Source organism: Haemophilus parainfluenzae (assembly GCF_036288925.1).
In the GTDB taxonomy this organism is placed as follows: domain Bacteria; phylum Pseudomonadota; class Gammaproteobacteria; order Enterobacterales; family Pasteurellaceae; genus Haemophilus_D.
On sequence record NZ_CP127167.1, the window covers coordinates 1,969,441 to 1,993,150 of the forward strand.

Sequence of the window (23,710 nt, forward strand, 5' to 3'; positions counted from 1 at the left end):
ATAGCTGTTCAATTTTATGTCGCCCCTGCATCATTTTTGCAGGTTCATTTCTACTCAGTACCGATTAAATTGGTGAAATTAGGGAGAAAACCAAAGCTAGTGGAAAATCTGGTTCAAAAGCCTATTATTGATCTTCGTTCAATCAAAAAATCCTATGGTTCTAACACAATTATTAATGATTTTAATCTAACCATTAATAACGGTGAATTCGTCACAATTCTTGGCCCGTCAGGCTGTGGTAAAACTACAGTGCTACGTTTATTAGCAGGTTTAGAAGAATTAGATGAAGGTCATATTATTTTGGACGGTGAAAATATTACTAATGTTCCGGCAGAAAAACGCCACATTAACACCGTATTCCAAAGTTATGCATTATTCCCGCATATGACCATTTTTGATAACGTAGCTTTTGGTTTGCGTATGCAAAAAGTGGCAGAAAGCGAAATTAAATCTCGCGTTCTGGATGCATTGCGTATGGTGCAATTAGAAGAAATGGCAGATCGTAAGCCAACCCAACTTTCTGGTGGTCAGCAACAACGTATCGCGATTGCTCGTGCTGTTGTGAATAAACCAAAAGTGTTGCTACTTGATGAATCTTTATCTGCGCTGGATTATAAGTTACGTAAACAAATGCAAAATGAACTTAAACAATTACAGCGTCAACTTGGCATTACCTTTATTTTCGTTACTCATGATCAAGAAGAAGCAATCACCATGTCTGATCGTATCGTTTTATTACGTAAAGGTAAAATTGCACAAGATGGTTCACCTCGTGAAATCTATGAAGATCCAGCTAACCTATTCGTCGCTCGCTTCATTGGTGAAATCAACGTATTTGATGCTACTGTGATTGAACGTAAATCTGACGATGAATTACTTGCTAACGTAGAAGGTCGTGTATGTGATATTCACACCAGTATCTCTGCTGAAAAAGATCAAAAGCTACAAGTGTTGTTACGCCCAGAAGATATTGTGATTGAGGAGCTTGACGAAAATGAGCACTCAAATGCCATTATTGGTCGTATTGTAGATCGTACCTATAAAGGGATGACTCTTGAGTCTACCGTAGAATTTGATCATAACGGCAAACGCGTATTAGTAAGCGAATTCTTTAACGAAGATGACCCACATATGGATCACAGCGTTGGTCAACGTGTAGGTATTACATGGCACGAAGGTTGGGAGGTTGTACTCAACGATGAAGATAATCAATAATAAATTTCAGAAAATTACTGTTGCAATTATCTTTAGTTGGTTAATCTTCTTTGTGCTAATTCCAAACTTATTGGTTTTAACCGTAAGTTTTTTAACCCGAGATGGTAGCGACTTTTATGCTTTGCCATTTACTTTAGATAACTACACGAACCTGTTTAATCCGCTTTATGCACAGGTTGTGTGGAATTCATTGTATATGTCTGGCATTGCGACAATTATTTGCTTACTCATTGGCTATCCATTTGCCTTTATGGTCAGCAAAATTAACCCTAAATATCGTCCATTTTTGTTATTCCTTGTGGTATTGCCATTCTGGACAAACTCACTCATTCGTATCTATGGGATGAAAGTATTCCTTGGTGTGAAAGGGGTGTTAAATACCATGTTAATGGATATGGGGATTTTGAATGAGCCTATTCGTATTTTAAATACCGAAGTAGCTGTAATCATTGGTTTAGTGTATCTTCTTTTACCATTTATGATTCTACCGCTCTACTCTGCTATTGAAAAATTAGATGGACGCTTATTAGAAGCGGCAAGAGATTTAGGGGCGAATGCAGTTCAACGTTTCTTCCGTGTTATTCTGCCATTAACCATGCCGGGTATTGTTGCAGGTTGTTTATTAGTATTACTACCAGCAATGGGGATGTTCTATGTAGCAGACTTGCTTGGTGGGGCGAAAGTATTATTAGTTGGTAACGTGATTAAGAGTGAATTCTTAATTTCCCGTAACTGGCCATTCGGTTCGGCGATCAGCATCGGTTTAACTATCTTAATGGCATTGCTGATTTTCGTTTACTATCGTGCAAATAAATTGTTGAATAAGAAAGTGGAGTTAGAATAATGAGTCGTTTACTGCGTAATATTTTTATGTTTGTGGTATACGCTTATTTGTATATCCCAATTATTATTTTGGTGACTAACTCCTTCAACGAAGACCGTTATGGTTTAAGTTGGAAAGGTTTTAGTTGGAACTGGTATGAGCGTTTATTTAATAATGATACCTTAATCCAAGCTGCATTCCACTCTGTCACGATTGCTTTCTTTGCCGCTACGTTAGCAACTATTGTGGGCGGTTTGACCGCGATTGCACTTTATCGCTATCGTTTCCGCGGAAAACAAGCCGTAAGCGGTATGTTATTTATCGTCATGATGTCACCAGATATCGTAATGGCGGTTTCTCTACTTGCCTTATTCATGGTTGTAGGAATTTCGTTAGGTTTCTGGTCATTATTATTGGCGCACGTAACGTTCTGTTTACCTTATGTTACCGTGACGATTTTCTCTCGCTTAAATGGCTTTGATGCAAGAATGCTTGAAGCAGCAAAAGATTTAGGTGCGAGTGAAGTCACGATTTTACGTAAAATTATTCTACCACTTGCCTTACCGGCTGTCGTATCTGGTTGGTTGTTAAGCTTTACTATTTCACTAGATGATGTTGTTGTATCCTCTTTCGTAAGTGGTGTAAGCTATGAAATCCTACCGTTGCGTATCTTCTCACTTGTAAAAACAGGTGTAACACCGGAAGTAAACGCATTAGCAACGATTATGATCGTGCTTTCATTAGGGTTAGTCATTTTAAGCCAATTAATTGCACGTAAAAATAATCATTAAACATTGATATAAAAAGGTTTCACAAATCTTTTAAGATCAAATAGAATACGCCTTGACGCACAATCAAGGCGTTTTTTTATACCTGCATTAATGCAGGTGGTTTTTTACCCCTCTTTTACGGAGAACAGAGAAAAATGAAAAAATTTGCAGGTTTGCTTACTGCTGGTTTAGTTGCCGCTACATTAACTGCTTGTAACGACAAAGAAGCCAAGTCTGATGCAACAAAAGCACAGGCTCCAGCAAATGATACTGTGTATTTATATACTTGGACTGAATATGTACCAGATGGTCTTTTGGATGACTTCACAAAAGAAACTGGTATCAAAGTTATTGTAGCAAGTCTTGAATCTAATGAAACGATGTATGCCAAAATGAAAACCCAAGGTGATGCGGGCGGTTATGATGTGATTGCACCATCTAACTACTTCGTATCTAAAATGGCACGAGAAGGCATGCTACAAGAATTAGATCACAGTAAATTACCTGTTATCAAAGAATTAGACCCTGATTGGCTCAACAAGCCTTATGATAAAGGCAATAAATACTCACTTCCTCAGTTGTTAGGTGCGCCAGGTATTGCATTTAATACCAATACCTATAAAGGTTCTGACTTCACTTCTTGGGGCGATTTCTGGAAACCTGAATATGCAAACAAAATCCAATTATTAGATGATGCGCGTGAAGTGTTCAATATTGCGTTATTAAAAATTGGTCAAGATCCAAACACCAAAGATCCTGCAATTATCAAGCAAGCTTATGAAGAGTTGTTAAAACTACGTCCAAACGTACTTTCTTTCAATTCTGATAACCCTGCAAACTCTTTTATCTCTGGTGAAGTGGAATTAGGTCAGTTATGGAATGGTTCTGTACGTATCGCAAAAAAAGAACAAGCGCCATTAAATATGGTGTTCCCAAAAGAAGGTCCTGTTCTTTGGGTTGATACTTTAGCGATTCCTAAAACCTCTAAAAACCCAGATGGTGCACACAAGTTAATTAACTACTTATTAGGTGCAAAAGCAGCGGAAAAATTGACTTTAGCAATTGGTTACCCAACAGCTAACCTTGAAGCGAAAAAAGTACTTCCAAAAGAAATTACAGAAGATCCATCTATTTATCCACCAGCAGAAATCCTTCAAAAAAGCTACTGGCAAGATGATGTAGGTGATGCAATTCAATACTATGAACAGTATTACCAAGAGTTAAAAGCAGCAAAATAATGCGTTTTTAAGTGATAACAAAAAGAACGGTCAGATCAATTTGACCGTTCTTTTTATATTTACTGTTTTTAAAGAAACTATTTATAGCGTTTTTTTAACGAGTTTTTATCTTGCTCTTGTAAACGCTCAAGTTTTTCTTTAATCTGAATTTCCATGCCTCGGTTAATTGGGAAATAATACTGCGTATCTTTCAGTTCCGTTGGGAAGTAATTTTCTCCAGCAGCATAAGCATTAGGTTCATCATGAGCATAACGATATTCAGCGCCATAACCTAATTCTTTCATTAAAGCCGTTGACGCATTACGTAAATGAGGCGGCACATCAAAATCAGGAAAATCTTTTGCATGTTGTTTGGCTGCATTAAATGCGTTGTAAACCGCATTACTCTTCGGCGCTACAGCCAAATAAATAATGGCTTGAGCAATAGCTCGCTCTCCTTCATAAGCGCCCACTCTCGTAAAACAATCCCAAGCCGCTAGCGCCACTTGCATTGCGCGAGGGTCCGCATTACCCACATCTTCTGAAGCAATCGCTAATAAACGTCGTGCAACATAAAGAGGATCGCCGCCTGCAGTGATAATTCGTGCATACCAATAAAGTGCTGCATCTGCTGCTGAGCCTCGAATAGATTTATGTAAAGCAGAAATCAAATCATAAAAACGATCGCCTTGTTTATCAAAACGCGCTTGTCGTTCTCCTAATACTTCTTGCAACAAAGTGCGGTCTAATTTTTTACCGTTTTCAGTTTCAGAAGCCATATCAACCATCAGTTCAAGACAATTTAAAGCCAGGCGAGCATCACCATTCACATATTCAGCTAAAACCTGTAGCAAATTCTCTTCTAAAACTAACCGCTCTTTACCTAATCCTCGCTCAGGATCAGAAATCGCTTGTTGTAGAACTTGTTCGATTTCAGCCACTGTCAATGACTTAAGGAGATACACTCTGGCACGAGAAAGCAATGCATTATTTAATTCAAAGGAAGGATTTTCCGTTGTCGCACCAATAAAAATAATCGTACCATCTTCGATATGGGGTAAAAATGCATCTTGTTGGCTTTTGTTAAAGCGATGCACTTCATCCACAAATAAAATCGTTTGTCGATCTGCAAGTCGATTTTGTTTCGCGCGCTCAATTGATTCTCGAATTTCTTTCACGCCACTTGTTACCGCTGAAATCCGTTCAACTTCTGCATTGATACGATGAGCAATAATTTCCGCCAGTGTTGTTTTACCTGTACCCGGCGGTCCCCACAAAATCATAGAATGAACATGCCCTGCTTGAATTGCTTTACGAAGCGGCTTTCCTTCCCCAATTAAATGCGTCTGTCCATAATATTGTTCCAAATTTGTTGGACGCATACGGGCTGCTAAAGGGCGAAAGTCATTTTCAGCAAAATCAAAATTAAGATTAGACATATTCTTTCCTTAATAAGCAAAAGGTGTGAAGATTATCATTCACACCTTATGGATTATTTTTTACCTTTACGTTGGTCATCCAATTCCACGCCTTTTGGTACGCTAAATTGGAATAAGCTATCAGCTAGTGTTTGATTCGTAATGTTACGCAACACATAAAGATTGGTTTGACCATCTTTTTCTGTGGTGCTGAAATTTTTTAACACACCATTTGTATCTACACGAATATCAAACTGTTTAATGTTGCTATTTTTTGCCTTTGGTTTTAGCACAAATGTATCTGCATTCTGCGTCACTGAATACTGATTCCAGTGGTTTTTATCGTTACTGGTTAAAAGGACGAAAGGGGTATTATTTACCGCATCCTTCACCCATTGAGCAGTAACTTGTTGCACGAATGGATCATAATACCAAAGGGTTTTACCATCTGCAATAATTTGTGTTTCTTGCGGTGATTTGGTATCCATACGGAAAAGATTTGGACGTTTAATTTGAAGTTTTCCACTTCCTTGTTGAACGTTTTTACCGCCAGCAGACGTCACAGTTTGTGAGAAATCAGCACTTAATACCGTTACTTGATTTAAGCGATTTTGTAGCTCATCTGCGGCATCAGCAAAGGCAAAGTTACTTGCGCTTAAAAGTGCAGTAAGTGCGGTCATTTTTAATAATGTTTTTTTCATTCTACTTTCCTTTTTGTAAAGTGAAACTTAAGAGAATTAATATTCGGAACGTCGAGCTAAAATTTCTCGTTTTCCATTTGTCATAGGACCTAAAATGCCTTGTTCTTCAAGCTGATCCATAATTCGAGCTGCTCGGTTAAACCCCACACTAAATTTACGTTGAACATAAGAGGTTGACGTATTGCCAGTACTTAATACAAACTCCACAACGTCATCAAATAACACATCAAGATCGCCACTGCTTGCCGTTGATTTCTCACCTGAGTCTTCATCATCCGCGCCGTCTAAAATTCCATCAATATAATTCGGTTTACCTCTTGCTCGCCAATCATCAGCTACTCTTGCAACCTCATCATCGCTCATAAAGGCGCCATGTACTCGAATAAGATCCGACGAACCTTGACCTGAATATAACATGTCACCACGCCCCAATAAGGCTTCAGCACCGCCTTGATCCAGAATCGTTCTAGAGTCAATTTTGCTTGCTACCGTAAAAGCAATACGACTCGGAATATTGGCTTTAATTAAACCAGTTATAACATCAACTGAAGGACGTTGCGTTGCTAAAATAAGGTGAATACCAATGGCTCGGGCTTTTTGTGCTAAGCGAGCAATTAATTCTTCAATTTGTTTACCCGCTACCATCATTAAGTCAGCAAACTCATCAACAATTAGGACTATATAACTTAATTTTTCTAATGGTGGCGGCATTTTATCCATTGTATCACCTGGCTTCCAAATTGGATTTGGAATAGGCATATTCAGTTTTTCATATTCTTCAATTTTTTCATTATAACCTTCAATATTACGCACACGTAAAGCTGATAGTAATTGATAGCGACGTTCCATTTCATCTACACACCAACGTAGTGCATTCGCTGCTTTTTTCATATCAGTCACAACTGGAGTCAGTAAGTGAGGAATATCGTTATAAATAGAAAGCTCGACCACTTTTGGATCTATCATAATAAATTTCACTTCATCGGGTCTGACACGGAAAAGTAAACTTAAAATCATAGTATTCACTCCAACAGATTTCCCTGAACCTGTTGATCCCGCAACCAGCAAATGAGGCATTTTAGCCAAATCTACAATGACAGAATTTCCTCCAATATCTTTCCCCAAAGCCATTGAAAGTAATGATGTTGACGAGCGGAACTCATTACTATCAAGTACATCACGCAATGGTACCATTTGACGGTGCGCATTTGGCGTTTCAATACCAATATAAGGTTTGCCTGGAATCACTTCTGCCACACGGATCGCACGGAACATCAATGCACGAGCTAAATCGGTATCTATACTTGTTACTTTAGATGCTTTTACACCCGGTTGTAATTCAAGCTCATAACGAGTTACCACAGGGCCAACTAACACATCTTGTACCGTAGCTTTGACATTAAAATTCTTTAATTGTTGTTCTATGCGTGCGGATGTGTCTAAAATTTCTTTACGCGTAATATCTTGAGCCTGTGTAGGACGATGCTCAAGTAAATCTAAACTTGGTAAAGGTGTTGTCGGTTTCTCTCGTTTATTCGTTGGTTGTTGAAATGCTGGATGTATAAGCGTATCAGAATATGGCTTATAGGTTATTTCATCGGTATTCTCAGTATAAATTTCACGCGCTTTAACTGGTGAAGCTGTCGGCTCATTCAAGATCACTTTTAATGCATCTTCAGCATTTGAGGCTTTTGCTCGCACTTCCATTTCTTGCATACGAGCTTGCTCTTGCGCAGCAAACTGACGCGCTAATTCATCTTCTAAACCATCATTATCTGATTCTAAAGGTTCATCATAAGTTGGATAAAGTGCGGTCGTATTTTCAGGTGTTTTAAGTGACACTTTTGGTATGACATTTTCTTCAAAAATATCATCTGAATCATCCGCACTTTGATGATTCACTTGTGAGTTTTTCCATGTAGCTGAAAAATCTTCTTTTGTTGGTAATTCAACGGAAGAAGCGGTAGAAATAGATACATGAGGTAAATGGTCAGATCCAACCGTGAAACCTTTAAACTTATCTTCTAATTTTTCAATATCTGCAGGCTCTGAAGTACTCGGTGAGTATAGCCCACTGATATTAATGAGTTGCTCAGGCTTAACAAAGGTATTTTCAGAACCCTCCTCTTTTTCATCTTCTGTAGATTCAGTTTCCAATTGAGAATCAGAGAAAGCCAGTTGTTGAGGTGCCTCAATCACAATTTGTTCAAGATCATCCACAGAAGTATGTTCTGCATGCTCCTCTTCTGCCGGCTGATTTTTCATGGTTAGCCAATGATAGAATTTCACAATTAAACGAATTAATGATGCACCGGAACAGAAAATAAAGCCTACAACTGCACAGATAAAGCCCACTAAAATACAACCAAACTTACCGAGTGTAGGATATAAATTCACCACTAAACTGCCACCAAATACGCCACCAGCTAGATAGTAGTTCGTATTTGAAAGCAGCAATGTTGCCATCATGGTTAAGCCAACGATGAGAGCAATAAAGCCAAAGAAACGTAATGTAATACGGGTTACAGAGAGAGAATGCACCGCTTTGATTTTCAGTAAATAAATCGGTACGATAAAAATGACAAACGGAATGAGATGACCTACATAGCCGAGAAAAACAAAAAACGTATCAATCATCCAAGCACCCAAAGCACCTGTCTTATTAATAGTTTCAGTCTGAAAACTTGCTGTAGACCAAGAGTTATCTAATGGCGTATAGCTTGACCATGCTACGATTAAATATAAACCTAAAAGTGCGGTCAATCCGAGTAATAATTCTGCTAAATATTGTTTCGGTGTAAATCGTTTTGTAATTCGTTTAATCATTTTTATTTTAGTACGAGATAATTAGTTTGTTTCACTTCTTCCATGACAACATAAGTTCGGGTGTCATTCACACCAGGTAAGCGCAATAATGTGGTACCCAATAATTTTCGATATGCCGCCATATCTGCTACACGTGTTTTGAGTAAATAATCGAAATCACCTGATACCAAATGACATTCGAGAATTTCATCAAGCGCTTGAATCGCCGCATTAAACTCTTCGAAAACATCCGGTTTACCACGCACGAGCGTAATTTCAACGATCACCAATAAAGGGGCATCCAATAATTCAGGATTTAATAGTGCCCGATAGCCCATAATCACACCTTGTTTTTCTAAGCGTTTTACCCTTTCTAGACAAGGTGTTGGGGATAACCCCACTTTCTTTGATAAATCGATATTAGAGATTTTACCGTTGCGTTGTAATTCATTTAAGATTTTGATATCAATGCTATCTAACGCTTTATTTAATTTCTTTTCCATAACCTTTCCTTATGTACGGCGTATATTCTATCTAATTTATCAAAAACTTTCAGTAATCAGACAGCAATAGGACAACGTTTTTTTAGAAATTATCCAAAATGGCAAGTGCATCAGCGAGTTTTTTCACCGTAAAAACTTCCATATTCTCAACCGCACTTTTCGGCTTATTGGCAAAAGGGACGATCGCGCGTTTAAAACCATGTTTTGCCGCTTCACTAATGCGTTCTTGACCGCTGGTTACCGGACGAATTTCACCGGCTAACCCTACTTCACCAAAGACAACTAAATCTTGTGGCAATGGACGATTACGAAAACTCGAAATTAATGCAAGCAATAACGCAAGATCTGCTCCAGTTTCTCCGACTTTTACCCCACCAACGACATTCACAAAAACATCTTGATCCGACATTTGTAGTCCACCATGACGATGTAATACCGCAAGCAATAAAGCTAAACGATTTTGCTCTAACCCCACCGCCACACGGCGCGGATTTGCAAGCATGGAATGATCCACTAACGCTTGAATTTCCACCAAAAGCGGACGCGTTCCTTCCCAAAGTACCATGACCGAGCTACCTGGTGTTTGTTCATCTCCACGGCTTAAGAAAATTGCCGATGGATTTTTCACTTCGCGTAGGCCTTGTTCGGTCATACCAAATACCCCTAGCTCATTCACTGCACCAAAACGGTTTTTATGACTACGTAACGTACGGAAACGGGAATCAGCCTCCCCTTCCAGCAATAATGAACAGTCAATGGCATGCTCCAATACTTTTGGCCCCGCAAGGGTACCGTCTTTGGTGACGTGGCCAACCATAATGATAGCGACCTGTCGGGTTTTCGCATAACGAGTAAGAAAAGAGGCACATTCACGCACTTGTGCCACACTTCCTGGAGAGGATTGAATATCTGAAAGATGCATAACCTGAATCGAATCCACCACAATAATTTGCGGTTTTAATTGATCCGCCAAATTACAAATTTGCTCAACTGAGGTTTCAGATAACATATTTAATTTATCTGTCGGTAGATTCAAGCGATTAGCTCGCATTGCCACTTGTTGAAGCGACTCTTCCCCTGTTACATAAAGTGCGGTCATATTTTTTGCTAATCCACACATCACTTGAAGTAGCAAGGTACTTTTCCCCGCACCAGGATGCCCACCAATTAAAATGGCACTCCCCGGCACGATCCCACCACCTAACACGCGATCTAATTCTTTAAATCCACTGGTGAAACGCGGTGTCTCTTGCAAGCTAATTTCAGAAAGCGTTTGGATTTTTGCGCGAGTTTCTCCTGCATAACCACTAAAACGATCATTTTTTGTGGAATTTGAGGCTGAAATTAACCGCACTTCGCTAATGGTATTCCAGGCTTTACAGGCAGAACACTGCCCTTGCCAGCGCGAAAATTCTGCGCCACAATCATTACATACGTAAGCGGTTTTAGGAGCTTTTGCCATTTTTATTATCCTTTCGAGAACCCGTTTTACGCCATCAACATCATTAAGCCAAGCATTCTTTCAAAATACGCACGGCGCTTTAATAAGGCTTTTAACTTCTCAATAGTTTGAACATTATCTTTTGTTTCGCTATGAAAGGTAATCAAACCTTTTATTTCATTAAGGAAAAATTGATTACTTGCTAATAATTCAGCGGATCGATTTTCTTCCAGTTTTTCAAACAAGGCTTTGTTATCATCATAATAATGATAAAGATTGAAAAATGCGCCGACACGTTCAACGGTTTTCATAAAATCGAAAGCAAACACATCCGTTGGGAATGAAAGCGTTTCCTCAATCAATTGCTGCTCCATTTTCATGACCGCACTTAATTGTTCGCGAGAATCAACCGCACTTCCCTCACGTTCTTCTTTTAAGAAATCCCGCCATTTATTTAACCAATCAATCAGAAGTGGTTTACTGCCTAGTTGATAGCCTCGTTTCGCTTTACTTGCTGAACTAAAATACACATCCTGTTCAAAAGGTAAAAGTGAGACAAAATAGAAAAGATCTGAAACAAGCCCTTCTTTTAATTCAAATTCAATTTCGCAGATAGGCTGTGTTTTCTCCCCTGATAGAATCTTCCCCTGATCAAAAGCCACTTCAATTTTTGATGCACCAAATGCAATCAACCAAAAAGTGCGGTTAAAATCTGTTGAGAAAATTGGTTGTAATGTAGCGGAAGGCAAGCTTTCAAATGGATACAATGAGGTTAATTGTGCCGATGTAGGTACGGAATTATCAGGTATAGATAAATTGTATTCTGGACGACTATGCAATCCGCCAACCACTTTTCCGTCAGTTTTTAAGGTTAGTGTGAAATCATTATTTTCTCGACGAACACGCAATCCCATTTTTTGTTTTGCCAAAAAATGATCGGGATAATCGAAATAAGTATTTCCTAGAAAGATCGTATTTTGCTCTAAAATATTGAATTGATTGAGGTGTGTTTTTAGGATGTCGAAGGCGTCAGGGGCGACAGCAAGTTTTAATTCAACTTCATTACTCATTTTATTTTTCCTTATCAATTTTAACTGTTTAAATATACAGATAATTTTATACAAATCAAGATCTTTTTCGTGTATTTCCTTATAAAATCAGGTAATATGCAACGGAAATTTTAACCCTTGTTATGGAGTACCTCCCCTATGGCAATGAATAATATTCTCGGATTATTTGCCCATTCTCCTTTGAAGCCTCTGCAAAAACACTCAAAAAAAGTAACAGAATGCTGTGAATTACTGGTTCCATTTTTCAAATATACGTTTTTAAAACAGTGGAATGATGCAGAACAAACACGTTTGGATATTTCTCAATGTGAACGTGAGGCTGATAGCTTAAAACGCGAAATTCGTTTGAAATTGCCTCGTGGTTTATTTTTACCTATTGATCGTACTGATTTGCTCGAATTAGTTACACAACAAGATAAATTAGCTAATTATGCCAAAGATATTGCTGGTCGTATGGTTGGTCGACAATTTGGTATTCCTGAGAAAATGCAGGAGGAATTTTTACATTATGTTCAGCGTAGCTTAGATTCTATTCATCAAGCACACTTGGTGATTGAGGAAATGGATAAATTACTTGAAACTGGTTTCAAAGGACGTGAGTTAACATTAGTTAACAATATGATTCAAGAGCTTGATAGCATTGAAGATGATACAGATCAAATGCAAATTAAGCTACGTAATATGCTCTATACGATTGAAAGTCATTATAATCCTATTGATGTGATGTTCCTATATAAAATCATCGAATGGGTAGGTGTATTAGCTGATCAAGCTCAACGTGTTGGCTCTCGTATTGAATTAATGCTTGCTCGTTCCTAATTTTGACGACATTAACTACAACATAGGAAATCACTATGGAAATTATTAATGCATACGGTTCGTGGTTAGTCTTAATTACCGCGGCATTCGGTTTTTTTATGGCATTTGGTATTGGGGCCAACGACGTATCAAACTCAATGGGTACCTCGGTTGGTTCTGGTACCATTACAGCCAAACAAGCAATTATTATTGCCCTTATTTTTGAATCTGCCGGGGCTTATTTAGCCGGTGGTGAAGTAACAGAAACCATCAAAAGTGGTGTGATCGACCCCACTCAATTTGTCGAAATGCCAGACGTATTGGCATTAGGAATGCTTTCTGCTCTCTTTGCATCAGGCGCTTGGTTATTTATTGCTACTAAAATGGGTTGGCCTGTTTCAGGTACTCACACCATCATTGGGGCTTTAATTGGTTTTGCTTGTATTACGATTGGTCCAAGTTCTGTTGACTGGTCTACTATCGGTGGGATCGTTGGAAGCTGGTTTATCACCCCCGTGATCGCAGGACTTTTAGCTTATACCATCTTTGCAAGTATCCAGAAACTCATTTTCGATACAGAAGAACCGCTGAAAAACGCACAAAAATACGGGCCTTACTACATGGCGATTACCGTATTCGTACTTTGTATTGTGACCATGGCAAAAGGTTTAAAACACGTTGGATTAAACCTATCAACAAATGAAACGCTCGGTATTTCATTTCTAATCAGCATCATTGGTATGATTTTCTGCCACTTCTACTTCCGTAGTAAAAGATTCACTGAAAAAGCGACAAAAGGCACATTCGGTTCAGTAGAAAAGATTTTTAGTATCTTAATGCTTTTAACCGCTTGTGCTATGGCATTCGCACATGGTTCTAATGATGTAGCCAATGCAATTGGTCCGCTTTCTTCGGTGGTATCAATCGTAGAAAATGGTGGGCAAATCCTCAGCGGTGGGAAATTAACTTGGTGGATTTTACCCTTAGGTGCATTAGGTATCGCAGTAGGTCTTATTGCGATGGGACAAAAAGTGATGGCGACAGTAGGCTCAGGTATTACCGATTTAACTCCGAGCCGTGGTTTTGCCGCACAATTTGCAACAGCGATGACCGTTGTAGTGGCATCTGGTACGGGTTTACCAATCTCCACGACACAAACCCTAGTAGGGGCAATCTTAGGTATCGGTTTCGCTCGTGGTATTGCGGCGCTTAACTTAACAGTTATCCGTAACATCATTAGTTCATGGGTTGTCACATTACCTGCTGGTGCATTCTTTGCAATTATGATTTTCTACGTTCTTCGAGCAATTTTTCACTAATATAATTATTAAAAGTGCGGTGATTTTTCATTACATTTTTTAATCGCACTTAGCTTATTTACAATTTTGGGAAGTATTATGTCAAAAATCAATAAAGTTTTATTTTCTTGCGTTGTATTGATTTCAACTATTGGAACAGTACAAGCAGAGACAAAATATGTGACAGAAAATCTGAATACATATTTACGTCGTGGTGCTGGCGATCAATTTAAGATCGCAGGCGCCATTCAATCTGGTGAAGCTGTGACCGCATTGGAACAACAGGGAAAATATACCCTGATTCGTGATAATAAAAATCGCGAGGCATGGATTTTAACCTCGGAACTGAGTTCTACCCCAAGTAGCCGTGAAGAAAATCCAAAATTAAAAGCTCAAATTCAAGAACTGACTTTAAAATTAAATCGTGTTGATTCTGATTGGCAGCAGCGCACAAGTGAAATTCAACGTCGCAATAAGCAATCTGAGCAACAAAGTGGGGAGTTACTTGAACTAAATGCACAACTTAAACGTGAATTAGACATGATAAAAAATAAAAATCGTGATTTAGAAGCAATGCTTGATGCCAATAAACGTGAAATTGCGATCCAATGGTTTATTTATGGTGGCTCGGTATTAGGCGTAGGTTTATTAATCGGTTTAATATTACCTTACCTTTTACCAAGACGTAAACGTCGTAATAGCTGGTAATGATTCATCGCAGAGGTAGGCATTCGCCTACCTTTTCTTTATATTTTAATGGGAGAGTAAAATGGACATTTATCTTGTCGGCGGTGCAGTACGTGATCAACTTTTAAGTTTGCCTGTGAAAGATCGTGACTGGGTTGTCGTGGGAGCTACACCAGAAATGTTGCTGGCTCAAGGTTATCAACAAGTTGGCAAAGACTTTCCTGTTTTTCTCAATCCTGAAAGCCATGAAGAATACGCACTTGCCCGTACAGAACGAAAATCAGGCAAAGGTTATACGGGGTTTATTTGTGATTTTTCAAATGATATTACACTTGAACAAGATTTAATTCGTCGAGATCTCACCATTAATGCCATTGCAAAAGATAAGGAAGGCAAGCTGTACGATCCTTATCATGGCGTAGAGGATATTCATCAACGTATTTTACGTCATATTTCGCCTGCTTTTGCTGAAGATCCACTTCGTGTATTACGTGTCGCTCGCTTTGCGGCTCGATTCCATCATTTAGGTTTCTCTATTGCCGAAGAAACCCTTAAATTAATGGCTGAACTTACTGAACAAGGTGAACTTGCACACTTAACGGCTGAGCGTGTTTGGATGGAAACGGAAAAAGCATTAAACGAACCGCATCCTGAAATTTATTTTGAAACACTGCATCAAGTCGGCGCACTCAAAGTGCTCTTCCCTGAGATTGCCGCCTTAGATGGCGTACCAAACCCAGCTAAATATCATCCTGAAATTGATAGCTTTGTTCATACCATGCTCGTATTACAGCAAGCCGTTAAACTGACAGAAAATACCAATTTGAATAAAAGTGCGGTCCGTTTTGCAGCAATTTGTCACGATCTTGGTAAAGTCCTTACACCCAAAGAAAATTGGCCTAGTCATCATGGACATGAAAAAGCGGGGATTAAACCGACTCGTTCATTATGTAAACGTCTTAGAGTCTCTGGCTATCTTCAAGAATTAGCTGAATTAACTTGTGAATATCACACGCATGCACACAAAGCATTAGAACTTCGTCCAGAAACGGTAGTGAAACTCTTTAACACTTTTGATGTTTGGCGCAAACCTCAGCGATTTGAGGAATTTTTATTGGTATGTTTATCTGATACTCGCGGACGAACGGGCTTTGAAAATAAAGAATATCCGCAAATTGATTACCTCAAAACACTTTATCAAGCTGCTCTAGCTGTTGATGTGCAACAAGTGATTTCCGATGGTTTTGAAAAGCAAGGTATTCGAGATGAATTAACACGTCGAAGAATTGCCGCAGTGAAAGCCGAGAAAACTCACTTAAATGCTTAATCCAGCTTTACTAAAAGTAAACTACCCCTTACAATATGCGCAATTTTTTAGTAAATATTTTGTTATGAAATTATTAAAATCTCTTCTTGCACCTGTATTTGCAAGTGTGATCTTATCCGCTTGTACCCTTGATGCAGAACGCCCAACAGATGTTCAACATATCGATAAGAACGATATTACGTGGCAACAGCACCTCAAAAAAATCAAACAAATTCAATCTTATAGCACAAAAGGACAAATTGGTTACATCAGTCCACAAGAGCGTTTTTCTAGTCGCTTTGAATGGCAATATCAAAACCCTAAAGCCTATAAGTTAAAACTTTATTCTCTGATTAGCAAAACGACGCTAACTATGGAAATGCATCCTAATGGCATGACGATTTCAGATAATAAAGGCAATCAACAATCTGATAAAAATGCCAAATTATTGTTACGCGAAATCATCGGAATGGATGTGCCATTAGAGCACTTATCTTATTGGTTAAAAGGTCAGCCAGCAGATAACGCAGATTACCAAGTTGGAACGAATCATCTTTTATCCGAATTTAGCTACCCACTTGATGGCTCAATGTGGACAGCCGATTACTTAAGTTATCATGCCGATAATTCGATGCCTGAAAATATTCTGTTAAAGAATAAAAGTACATCACAAACCCTAAAAATTCGTGTGGATGAATGGGCGTTCTAATGAAAACACATCACTTTTCGACCGCACTTTCAACTTCGCTTGGAAAGCCTAACCGCTTTCCAAGCCCCGCAAAACTCAATTTATTTCTCTATATAAACGGTAAACTGCCAAACGGCTACCACGAATTACAAACCCTTTTCCAATTTCTTGATTTCGGCGATTGGCTCACTATTGATATTTGCCAAGATAAACAAATTCGGATCACTCCTGAAATCCCTGGCTTACCTCTAGAGCAAAACTTAATCTATCGTGCAGCCACGCTCCTACAAGAAAAAACCAGCTGTACACTCGGTGCAACAATTCATTTAGATAAAATTCTGCCAATGGGCGGGGGGATTGGTGGCGGCTCATCCAATGCCGCAACGACACTGCTTGCTTTAAACTATTTATGGCAAACCCATTTATCCATTGATGAACTTGCCGAACTTGGGCTAAAACTTGGGGCTGATGTGCCTATCTTTGTTCATGGCCAAGCCGCTTTTGCTGAAGGTGTGGGTGAAAAAATTCAATACTGTGAACCGCAAGAAAAATATTATGTAGTACTGAAACCTGAAACCTCGATTTCTACTGCAGTGGTCTTTAGCGATCCCGATTTGCCACGCAATACAGAAAAAAGATCCCTTGCCGAACTGTTGAATCAACCGTTTGCAAACGATTGCGAAAAAGTCGTGCGAACTCAATATCCTGAAGTTGAAAAAGCACTACTATGGTTGCTACAATATGCACCAGCCAGATTAACAGGAACTGGGGCTTGTGTTTTTGCTGAATTTGATGATGAAAAATCAGCACAAGCTGTTTTCCAACAAAAACCGAAGGAATTTTTCGGTTTTGTTGCTAAAGGATTAAACGTTTCACCATTACATACCATGTTGAAACAACTCTCGACCAACTAATTTATCTACACTCAACCTGAGGTTATATAAAATGCCAGACATTAAACTCTTTGCTGGAAATGCTACGCCTGAGCTAGCAAAAAAGATTTCTGAACGTCTTTACATTTCATTAGGCGATGCCACCGTTGGACGCTTTAGCGACGGTGAAATCCAAGTGCAAATTAATGAAAATGTGCGTGGTGCAGACGTATTTATTATTCAATCCACCTGTGCACCAACGAATGACAACCTGATGGAATTGATTGTAATGGTTGATGCTTTACGTCGTGCATCAGCTGGTCGTATTACTGCCGTTGTTCCTTATTTCGGTTATGCTCGTCAAGATCGTCGTGTGCGTTCTGCTCGTGTTCCAATCACTGCAAAAGTGGTAGCAGATTTACTTTCAACAGTAGGAATTGACCGAGTATTAACTTGTGACTTACACGCAGAGCAAATCCAAGGCTTCTTTGATGTACCAGTTGATAACGTATTCGGTTCACCTGTTTTACTTGATGATATCTTGAAGAAAACCGATCTTGTCAATCCTATCGTTGTTTCGCCAGATATCGGCGGTGTGGTACGTGCACGTGCGGTAGCGAAATTATTAAATGATACCGAAATGGCAATTATCGACAAACGTCGTCCACGTGCAAACGTATCGCAAGTGATGCACATTATCGGGGATGTCGCAGATCGTGATTGTATCCTTGTCGATGATATGATTGATACAGGTGGTACATTATGTAAAGCCGCTGAAGCATTAAAAGAACGTGGTGCAAAACGTGTATTTGCTTACGCAACTCACGCCGTATTCTCTGGTGCAGCCGCACAACATTTAGCGAGCGATGCGATTGATGAAATTGTCGTGACAGATACTGTTCCACTTTCACCTGAAATGCAAGCGCTTGGTAAAGTTCGCGTACTGACTCTTTCTACCATGCTTGCTGAAGCAATTCGTCGTATCAGCAATGAAGAATCTATTTCAGCAATGTTTGAATAATTCTTTCGCTTAGTATTCATTTTAAAAGTGCGGTCGGAAAATCTTGTGTTTTTCGACCGCACTTTTTTATACTTTCGTTAAAAATAGACATAAAAAAAGTGCCCCATTGGGGCACTACTCGGAAAGCAAAATAGATGTCGGCTATTTAAAAATAGCACTTGTTTTTAGTGATTAAAGAATACGACAAAGTCCTTTACATTGCAAATAGCAATATTCAAATTTGTGAGCTAAATCACGATTTTTCTTCACTTTTTTATGTTTAATCGTTTTCGTATAAAAAAAGAGGAGCTGACTACTCCTCTTCTCCAGAAATAGAATTAAATTAGCCGTTAATAAATTTTTCGCCTAATTCAATATCCGCACGCAATGTTGATAACATTGCTTCTAAAGCTTCTTGTTCAAATTTGCTTAAGGTACCGATTGGTAAAATTTCTTCTACACCTTCTTTACCTAAACGTACAGGTTGAGCAAAGAAACGTGCATATTTACCGTCACCTTCAACATAAGTACATTCAACCACAGTTTCGCCGCTTAAGCCTTTCACTAATGAACGCGCAAAACGTGCTGCCGCTTGAGCCATAGAAAGTGTTGCAGAACCGCCACCTGCTTTTGCTTCAACCACTTCAGTACCTGCGTTTTGGATACGTTTAGTTAATGGTGCAATTTCCTCTTCTTTCCACTCAGCATACTGAACTTGTGAAAGTAATGGAAGAATCGTCACACCTGAGTGTCCACCAATTACCGGTACGCTTGTACGAGAAACATTTAAGCCTTTTAATTCAGATACAAATGTTTCAGAACGTAACACGTCTAAAGTGGTGACACCGAATAATTTACGTTTGTCGTAAACACCCGCTTTTTTCAATACTTCTGCAGCAATCGCAACCGTCGTGTTCACAGGATTGGTGATAATACCTACACAAGCTTTTGGACAAGTTTTTGCAACATGTTCAATTAAGTTACGCACGATACCTGCATTGATATTGAAAAGATCTGAACGATCCATGCCCGGTTTACGAGCTACCCCTGCAGAAATTAAAACGACATCCGCACCTTTAAGTGCAGGTGTTGGATCTTCTCCTGCAAAACCTTCTACTTTAACCGCTGTTGGGATATGGCTCACATCTTTAGCCACACCTGGTGTCACTGGTGCAATATCATACAGTGCTAATTCACTTTCAGCGGGTAATTGTAATTTAAGTAATAAGGCTAATGCTTGACCAATGCCGCCTGCTGCGCCTAATACTGCAACTTTCATAAAATACTCCTCATGTATTAATCAATCCTAACTAGGTAGGATTTTAAGGTTTTCATTAATAAATTACAAACAGAGAAATTCAATTATGAGATCTAGTTCAAACTTTTCAAATGACAGGTTTATTTTAATTGCCTAAAATGAATTTTTATGCAATTCTTATGCAGATTCCCCTATATGAGAATATCTATGTCAGATCAATTAACTAAAGCATTTAAAGAACTGCTCAATCAAGAACGATTTGCTTCTCAAAGTGAAATTGTTGAAGCCTTAAAAAACCAAGGATTTCAAAGCATTAACCAGTCTAAAGTTTCACGCATGCTAAGTAAATTTGGTGCAGTTCGTGCAAGAAATACGAAAATGGAAATGGTGTATTGCTTACCAAGTGAATTAAGCGTTCCCGCCACTAGCAGCCCATTAAAAAATCTGGTTTTAGATATTGATCACAATGATTTCGTTATCGTCATTAAAACCTCTCCCGGTGCGGCACAGTTAATTGCCCGCTTATTGGATTCCATTGGTAAACCTGAAGGCATTTTGGGTACGATTGCGGGAGATGACACCATTTTTGTAACACCAACAAAAGACATAACAATCAAATCACTTCTAGAGCAAATTCAAATGCTTTTTGAAAGTAATCTATCATGAATATCTTAGTGACCGGCGGAACGGGATTCGTTGGAAAACCCTTAGTTGAAGCGCTACTTTCACGTGGCGATACCGTGACAGTATTAACTCGCTCTATTGAAAAAGCCCAATCTATTTTTCTTGAAAAAACACCTCAATTTTTGACCGCACTTTTAACACTCAAAGACTTGAATACCTTTGATGCGGTTATTAATCTTGCCGGTGAGCCAATCTTCGATAAAAAATGGACAGTTCAACAAAAAGAAAAACTGCGTCATAGCCGAATTAATTTAACACAACAGCTTGTCCAACTTATTAATCAAAGTGATAATCCACCCACCTTGATTTCGGGTTCTGCAACGGGAATTTATGGAAACTGCGGTGACGAGCAGATCACTGAAAATACAAATCCAAATACTCAATTTACCGCTCAACTTTGTATTGATTGGGAAAATGCGGCAAAGCAAGCCAACACAAGAGTCTGTTTAGTGAGAACCGGGTTAGTGCTTTCTCCAAAAGGTGGGGCTTTTGCAAAAATTCTACCGCTCTATCGCTTCGGATTAGGCGGAAAATTAGGGAATGGTGAGCAATATTGGAGTTGGATCGCGTTAGAGGATATGGTAGAAGGCCTGCTCTTTTTACTTAATCATAATAATTGTGAAGGTGCATTTAATTTTACTGCACCACATCCAGTTAAAAACAAGACCTTTAACCAATTATTAGGTCAAGCATTACATCGTCCTTGTTTTGCTCACGTGCCTCAATTTTTACTCACTTCTCTTCTCGGTGAACGTACTTGCATTCTATTAGACAGTCAGAATGCCTATCCAAAACATTTGTTAGATTGTGGATTTACATTCAAATATTCAGAATTAAGTGATTATTTCCATAATATACTTTAAAAACAAAAGGCTGACATTTTATCAGCCTTTTTACTTTGCAAACCCATTATGCTAAATATTCTAAAAATTCCCCTACGGTGTGGAAAGATCCAAATACCAGCACAATGTCATTTTTATCTGCATTTTTCACCGCACTTTGCACACCTTCAATGACAGAGTCTTCAGAAACACTTTTTGCTGATGGGTAAACTGATGTTAATTTTGCATTCAAGTCATCACCCGATTGACCACGGTAACCACCTAATGTGACACAATGCCATTGGTCAATAATGAAAGTAAGTTGGATAAACACCGACTCGGCATCTTTATCTTTTAACATACCACAAACGGCAATAATGCGACCTGAAATTTGTGTTTTAAGTGTGGTCAATTTTTCGGCTAAATATTTTGCCGCATGAGGGTTATGCCCAACATCAATGATCACTTTTGGCAACTGTGAATAGGATACATTCAAGCGATCTGCTAGCTTTTCTAACTGATTACCTTTCAATTGTTGGAAACGCCCCACCAATTCCACTTCAATTAATGAACGTTTGATAGTCTCAACAGAAATATCAAAAGGCAGCAGTTCAACAGCTGCCAAAGCTGTTGCGGCATTAGCTAATGGAATTTGGCAAAACGGCAGATTTTCTAACCGCACTTTATTACTCTGCCACATCCAAGTTTGTTCATTAGCTTTAAACGACCAAGTAACATCTCGGCGTGAAACATGACAATGTAATTTCTCAGCTTGTTCTAACATAGGCTGCGGAACATTAGGTTCGCCAATCACAACCGGTTTATTCGTACGGAAAATACCCGCTTTTTCAAAGCCAATTTCTTCGCGAGTTGAACCTAGAAAATCTGTATGATCAATATCAATACTGGTGATAACCGCCAGATCATTATCCACAATATTGGTTGCATCTAAGCGTCCACCAAGCCCCACTTCTAAAATGACGACATCAAGCTTCGCTTGTTTGAATAAATGCAACGCTGATAAAGTGCTAAATTCAAAATAAGTGAGGGACTGCGTTTTATGCTTTTCGATGAAATCAAAAGAAGCAGTATGCATTTTATCCGGCAAGTCTTGATTTTGAATACGAACACGTTCGTTATAACGCAATAAATGAGGTGAGGAATACACACCCACACGCAAGCCGTGATTTAACAGAATAGTTTCAAGCAAACGACAAGTCGTGCCTTTGCCATTTGTCCCCCCTACCGTGATCACATAAGGTGCGGGATTCAAGAGATCCAATTCTTCTGCCACGGATTTTATGCGCTCTAGCCCTAAATCAATAGCTTTAAAGTGACTGTTTTCCAAATAAGAAAGCCACTCAGCGAGTGGCGAAGTGGCTTTTAAATTCATTATATTACTCATGTTCAACAACTTCTACTTCAACAAAAGGTGAAGGTTGATTGGTGAGTTTGCTTAAAAGGTTTCCAAGGGTTGAACGCATTTCTGAACGTTTCACGATCATATCAATTGCCCCTTTCTCGAGTAAGAATTCACTGCGTTGGAAGCCTTCTGGTAATTTTTCACGTACGGTTTGTTCAATAACTCGTGGGCCTGCAAAACCGATTAATGCTTTTGGTTCAGCAATGTTTACATCACCTAACATCGCAAAACTTGCAGATACACCACCTAATGTCGGATCCGTTAATACTGAAATAAACGGCACACCTTTTTCACGCATTTTAGCTAATACCGCACTGGTTTTTGCCATTTGCATTAATGAGAAAAGTGCTTCTTGCATACGTGCACCACCACTTGCAGAGAAACAAACAAACGGACAATTTAATTCCATTGCTTTTTCTGCCGCTTTCACAAATTTTGAACCCACAACAGAGCCCATTGAACCGCCCATAAAACTGAAGTTAGATGCAGCGACAACTACAGGCATATTGTAAAGTGTACCCGTCATTGTGATTAACGCATCTTTTTCACCGGTTTCTTTTTGTGCAGCAGTAATACGATCTTTATATTTTTTTAAATCTTTAAATTTAAGAATATCTTTTGGTTCTAAATCAGCCGATAATTCTTGGCTTGAACCTTCATCTAATAAGGCTAAAAGGCGCTCACGAGCATCAATGCGCATATGATGGCCGCATTTTGGGCAAACATGTAAATTACGTTTTACTTCTTCGCCGTAAAGGACTTGTTCGCAAGAGGTACATTTTGTCCAAACCCCTTCTGGCACGTTTGCTTTACGTGATGTAGCGGAAGAGGTTCCTTTGCTAAAAATTTTATCAATCCAGCTCATTTTTTACCTTTTTTATTAACTAGAAAAGTTTGCGTATTTAATCATAA

At 38.9% G+C, this 23,710-nt stretch carries 22 protein-coding genes; 13 read left to right on the forward strand and 9 right to left on the reverse strand.

The window, feature by feature from the left end; translation table 11 throughout:
• Positions 1–99 precede the first annotated feature (99 nt).
• The 4 genes from potA to QQS40_RS09950 all read left to right on the forward strand — a co-directional run bounded on the left by potA (position 100) and on the right by QQS40_RS09950 (position 4,046).
• Complete coding sequence (potA, locus tag QQS40_RS09935; RefSeq protein WP_329505101.1) at positions 100–1,215, forward strand: spermidine/putrescine ABC transporter ATP-binding protein PotA; 1,116 nt, start codon at positions 100–102, stop codon at positions 1,213–1,215.
• Entirely contained in the window at positions 1,199–2,059 is an 861-nt protein-coding gene (gene potB / locus QQS40_RS09940) for a spermidine/putrescine ABC transporter permease PotB (protein WP_289901862.1), read from the forward strand. The genes potA and potB overlap by 17 nt, the downstream gene beginning before the upstream one ends.
• The gene (gene potC, locus QQS40_RS09945; protein WP_049356535.1) at positions 2,059–2,829 is read left to right on the forward strand and encodes a spermidine/putrescine ABC transporter permease PotC; all 771 of its coding nucleotides are present in this window, start codon (positions 2,059–2,061) and stop codon (positions 2,827–2,829) included. The genes potB and potC overlap by 1 nt, the downstream gene beginning before the upstream one ends.
• A gap of 134 nt (positions 2,830–2,963) precedes the next feature.
• Complete coding sequence (locus tag QQS40_RS09950; RefSeq protein ID WP_005698550.1) at positions 2,964–4,046, forward strand: extracellular solute-binding protein; 1,083 nt, start codon at positions 2,964–2,966, stop codon at positions 4,044–4,046.
• Between the two features lie 77 nt (positions 4,047–4,123).
• Here QQS40_RS09950 and QQS40_RS09955 read toward each other — a convergent pair whose 3' ends face one another.
• From QQS40_RS09955 to QQS40_RS09980, 6 genes are all read right to left on the reverse strand, one after another.
• The gene (locus QQS40_RS09955; protein WP_289901863.1) at positions 4,124–5,464 is read right to left on the reverse strand and encodes a replication-associated recombination protein A; all 1,341 of its coding nucleotides are present in this window, start codon (positions 5,462–5,464) and stop codon (positions 4,124–4,126) included.
• Positions 5,465–5,517: 53 nt separating this feature from the next.
• Positions 5,518–6,144 carry an outer membrane lipoprotein periplasmic chaperone LolA gene (lolA, locus tag QQS40_RS09960; RefSeq protein WP_289901864.1) on the reverse strand — a complete coding sequence of 209 codons (627 nt, stop codon included), beginning with the start codon at positions 6,142–6,144 and terminating at the stop codon, positions 5,518–5,520.
• A gap of 36 nt (positions 6,145–6,180) precedes the next feature.
• A complete protein-coding gene (locus tag QQS40_RS09965) occupies positions 6,181–8,970 on the reverse strand; it encodes a DNA translocase FtsK (RefSeq protein WP_289901865.1) in 2,790 nt (929 codons plus the stop codon).
• 2 nt (positions 8,971–8,972) lie between these two features.
• Positions 8,973–9,452: a leucine-responsive transcriptional regulator Lrp gene (gene lrp, locus QQS40_RS09970; protein ID WP_005695827.1), complete on the reverse strand. Its 480-nt coding sequence runs from the start codon at positions 9,450–9,452 to the stop codon at positions 8,973–8,975.
• Positions 9,453–9,534: 82 nt separating this feature from the next.
• A complete protein-coding gene (gene radA, locus QQS40_RS09975) occupies positions 9,535–10,914 on the reverse strand; it encodes a DNA repair protein RadA (protein WP_049380993.1) in 1,380 nt (459 codons plus the stop codon).
• Between the two features lie 26 nt (positions 10,915–10,940).
• On the reverse strand, positions 10,941–11,963 hold the full coding sequence (locus QQS40_RS09980; protein WP_128787162.1) for a CYTH domain-containing protein: 1,023 nt from the start codon (positions 11,961–11,963) through the stop codon (positions 10,941–10,943).
• A gap of 138 nt (positions 11,964–12,101) precedes the next feature.
• Here QQS40_RS09980 and QQS40_RS09985 point away from each other — a divergent pair, with 138 nt between their 5' ends.
• From QQS40_RS09985 to QQS40_RS10015, 7 genes are all read left to right on the forward strand, one after another.
• Positions 12,102–12,782: a TIGR00153 family protein gene (locus QQS40_RS09985; protein WP_329505108.1), complete on the forward strand. Its 681-nt coding sequence runs from the start codon at positions 12,102–12,104 to the stop codon at positions 12,780–12,782.
• A gap of 35 nt (positions 12,783–12,817) precedes the next feature.
• Entirely contained in the window at positions 12,818–14,080 is a 1,263-nt protein-coding gene (locus QQS40_RS09990; RefSeq protein WP_128787160.1) for an inorganic phosphate transporter, read from the forward strand.
• Between the two features lie 78 nt (positions 14,081–14,158).
• Positions 14,159–14,767 carry a TIGR04211 family SH3 domain-containing protein gene (locus tag QQS40_RS09995; protein ID WP_049356518.1) on the forward strand — a complete coding sequence of 203 codons (609 nt, stop codon included), beginning with the start codon at positions 14,159–14,161 and terminating at the stop codon, positions 14,765–14,767.
• 61 nt (positions 14,768–14,828) lie between these two features.
• The gene (locus tag QQS40_RS10000) at positions 14,829–16,073 is read left to right on the forward strand and encodes a multifunctional CCA addition/repair protein (RefSeq protein ID WP_049356516.1); all 1,245 of its coding nucleotides are present in this window, start codon (positions 14,829–14,831) and stop codon (positions 16,071–16,073) included.
• A gap of 64 nt (positions 16,074–16,137) precedes the next feature.
• Positions 16,138–16,761, forward strand: a complete 624-nt coding sequence (gene lolB / locus QQS40_RS10005) for a lipoprotein insertase outer membrane protein LolB (protein ID WP_005698818.1) — start codon at positions 16,138–16,140, stop codon at positions 16,759–16,761.
• Positions 16,761–17,654, forward strand: coding sequence for a 4-(cytidine 5'-diphospho)-2-C-methyl-D-erythritol kinase (ispE, locus tag QQS40_RS10010; RefSeq protein WP_049356514.1), 894 nt, complete (start codon positions 16,761–16,763; stop codon positions 17,652–17,654). Before lolB ends, ispE begins: the two co-directional genes overlap by 1 nt.
• Before the next feature lie 31 nt (positions 17,655–17,685).
• Entirely contained in the window at positions 17,686–18,633 is a 948-nt protein-coding gene (locus QQS40_RS10015) for a ribose-phosphate pyrophosphokinase (RefSeq protein WP_128787159.1), read from the forward strand.
• Positions 18,634–18,955: 322 nt separating this feature from the next.
• Here QQS40_RS10015 and mdh read toward each other — a convergent pair whose 3' ends face one another.
• Entirely contained in the window at positions 18,956–19,891 is a 936-nt protein-coding gene (mdh, locus tag QQS40_RS10020) for a malate dehydrogenase (protein WP_128787158.1), read from the reverse strand.
• 186 nt (positions 19,892–20,077) lie between these two features.
• Here mdh and argR point away from each other — a divergent pair, with 186 nt between their 5' ends.
• Entirely contained in the window at positions 20,078–20,536 is a 459-nt protein-coding gene (gene argR, locus QQS40_RS10025; RefSeq protein ID WP_049362727.1) for a transcriptional regulator ArgR, read from the forward strand.
• A complete protein-coding gene (locus QQS40_RS10030) occupies positions 20,533–21,417 on the forward strand; it encodes a TIGR01777 family oxidoreductase (RefSeq protein WP_289901866.1) in 885 nt (294 codons plus the stop codon). The genes argR and QQS40_RS10030 overlap by 4 nt, the downstream gene beginning before the upstream one ends.
• 46 nt (positions 21,418–21,463) lie before the next feature.
• Here QQS40_RS10030 and folC read toward each other — a convergent pair whose 3' ends face one another.
• Both folC and accD read right to left on the reverse strand, forming a co-directional pair.
• On the reverse strand, positions 21,464–22,768 hold the full coding sequence (folC, locus tag QQS40_RS10035) for a bifunctional tetrahydrofolate synthase/dihydrofolate synthase (RefSeq protein ID WP_128787998.1): 1,305 nt from the start codon (positions 22,766–22,768) through the stop codon (positions 21,464–21,466).
• Positions 22,769–22,772: 4 nt separating this feature from the next.
• Positions 22,773–23,663 carry an acetyl-CoA carboxylase, carboxyltransferase subunit beta gene (gene accD, locus QQS40_RS10040; protein ID WP_197546806.1) on the reverse strand — a complete coding sequence of 297 codons (891 nt, stop codon included), beginning with the start codon at positions 23,661–23,663 and terminating at the stop codon, positions 22,773–22,775.
• Positions 23,664–23,710 lie beyond the last annotated feature (47 nt).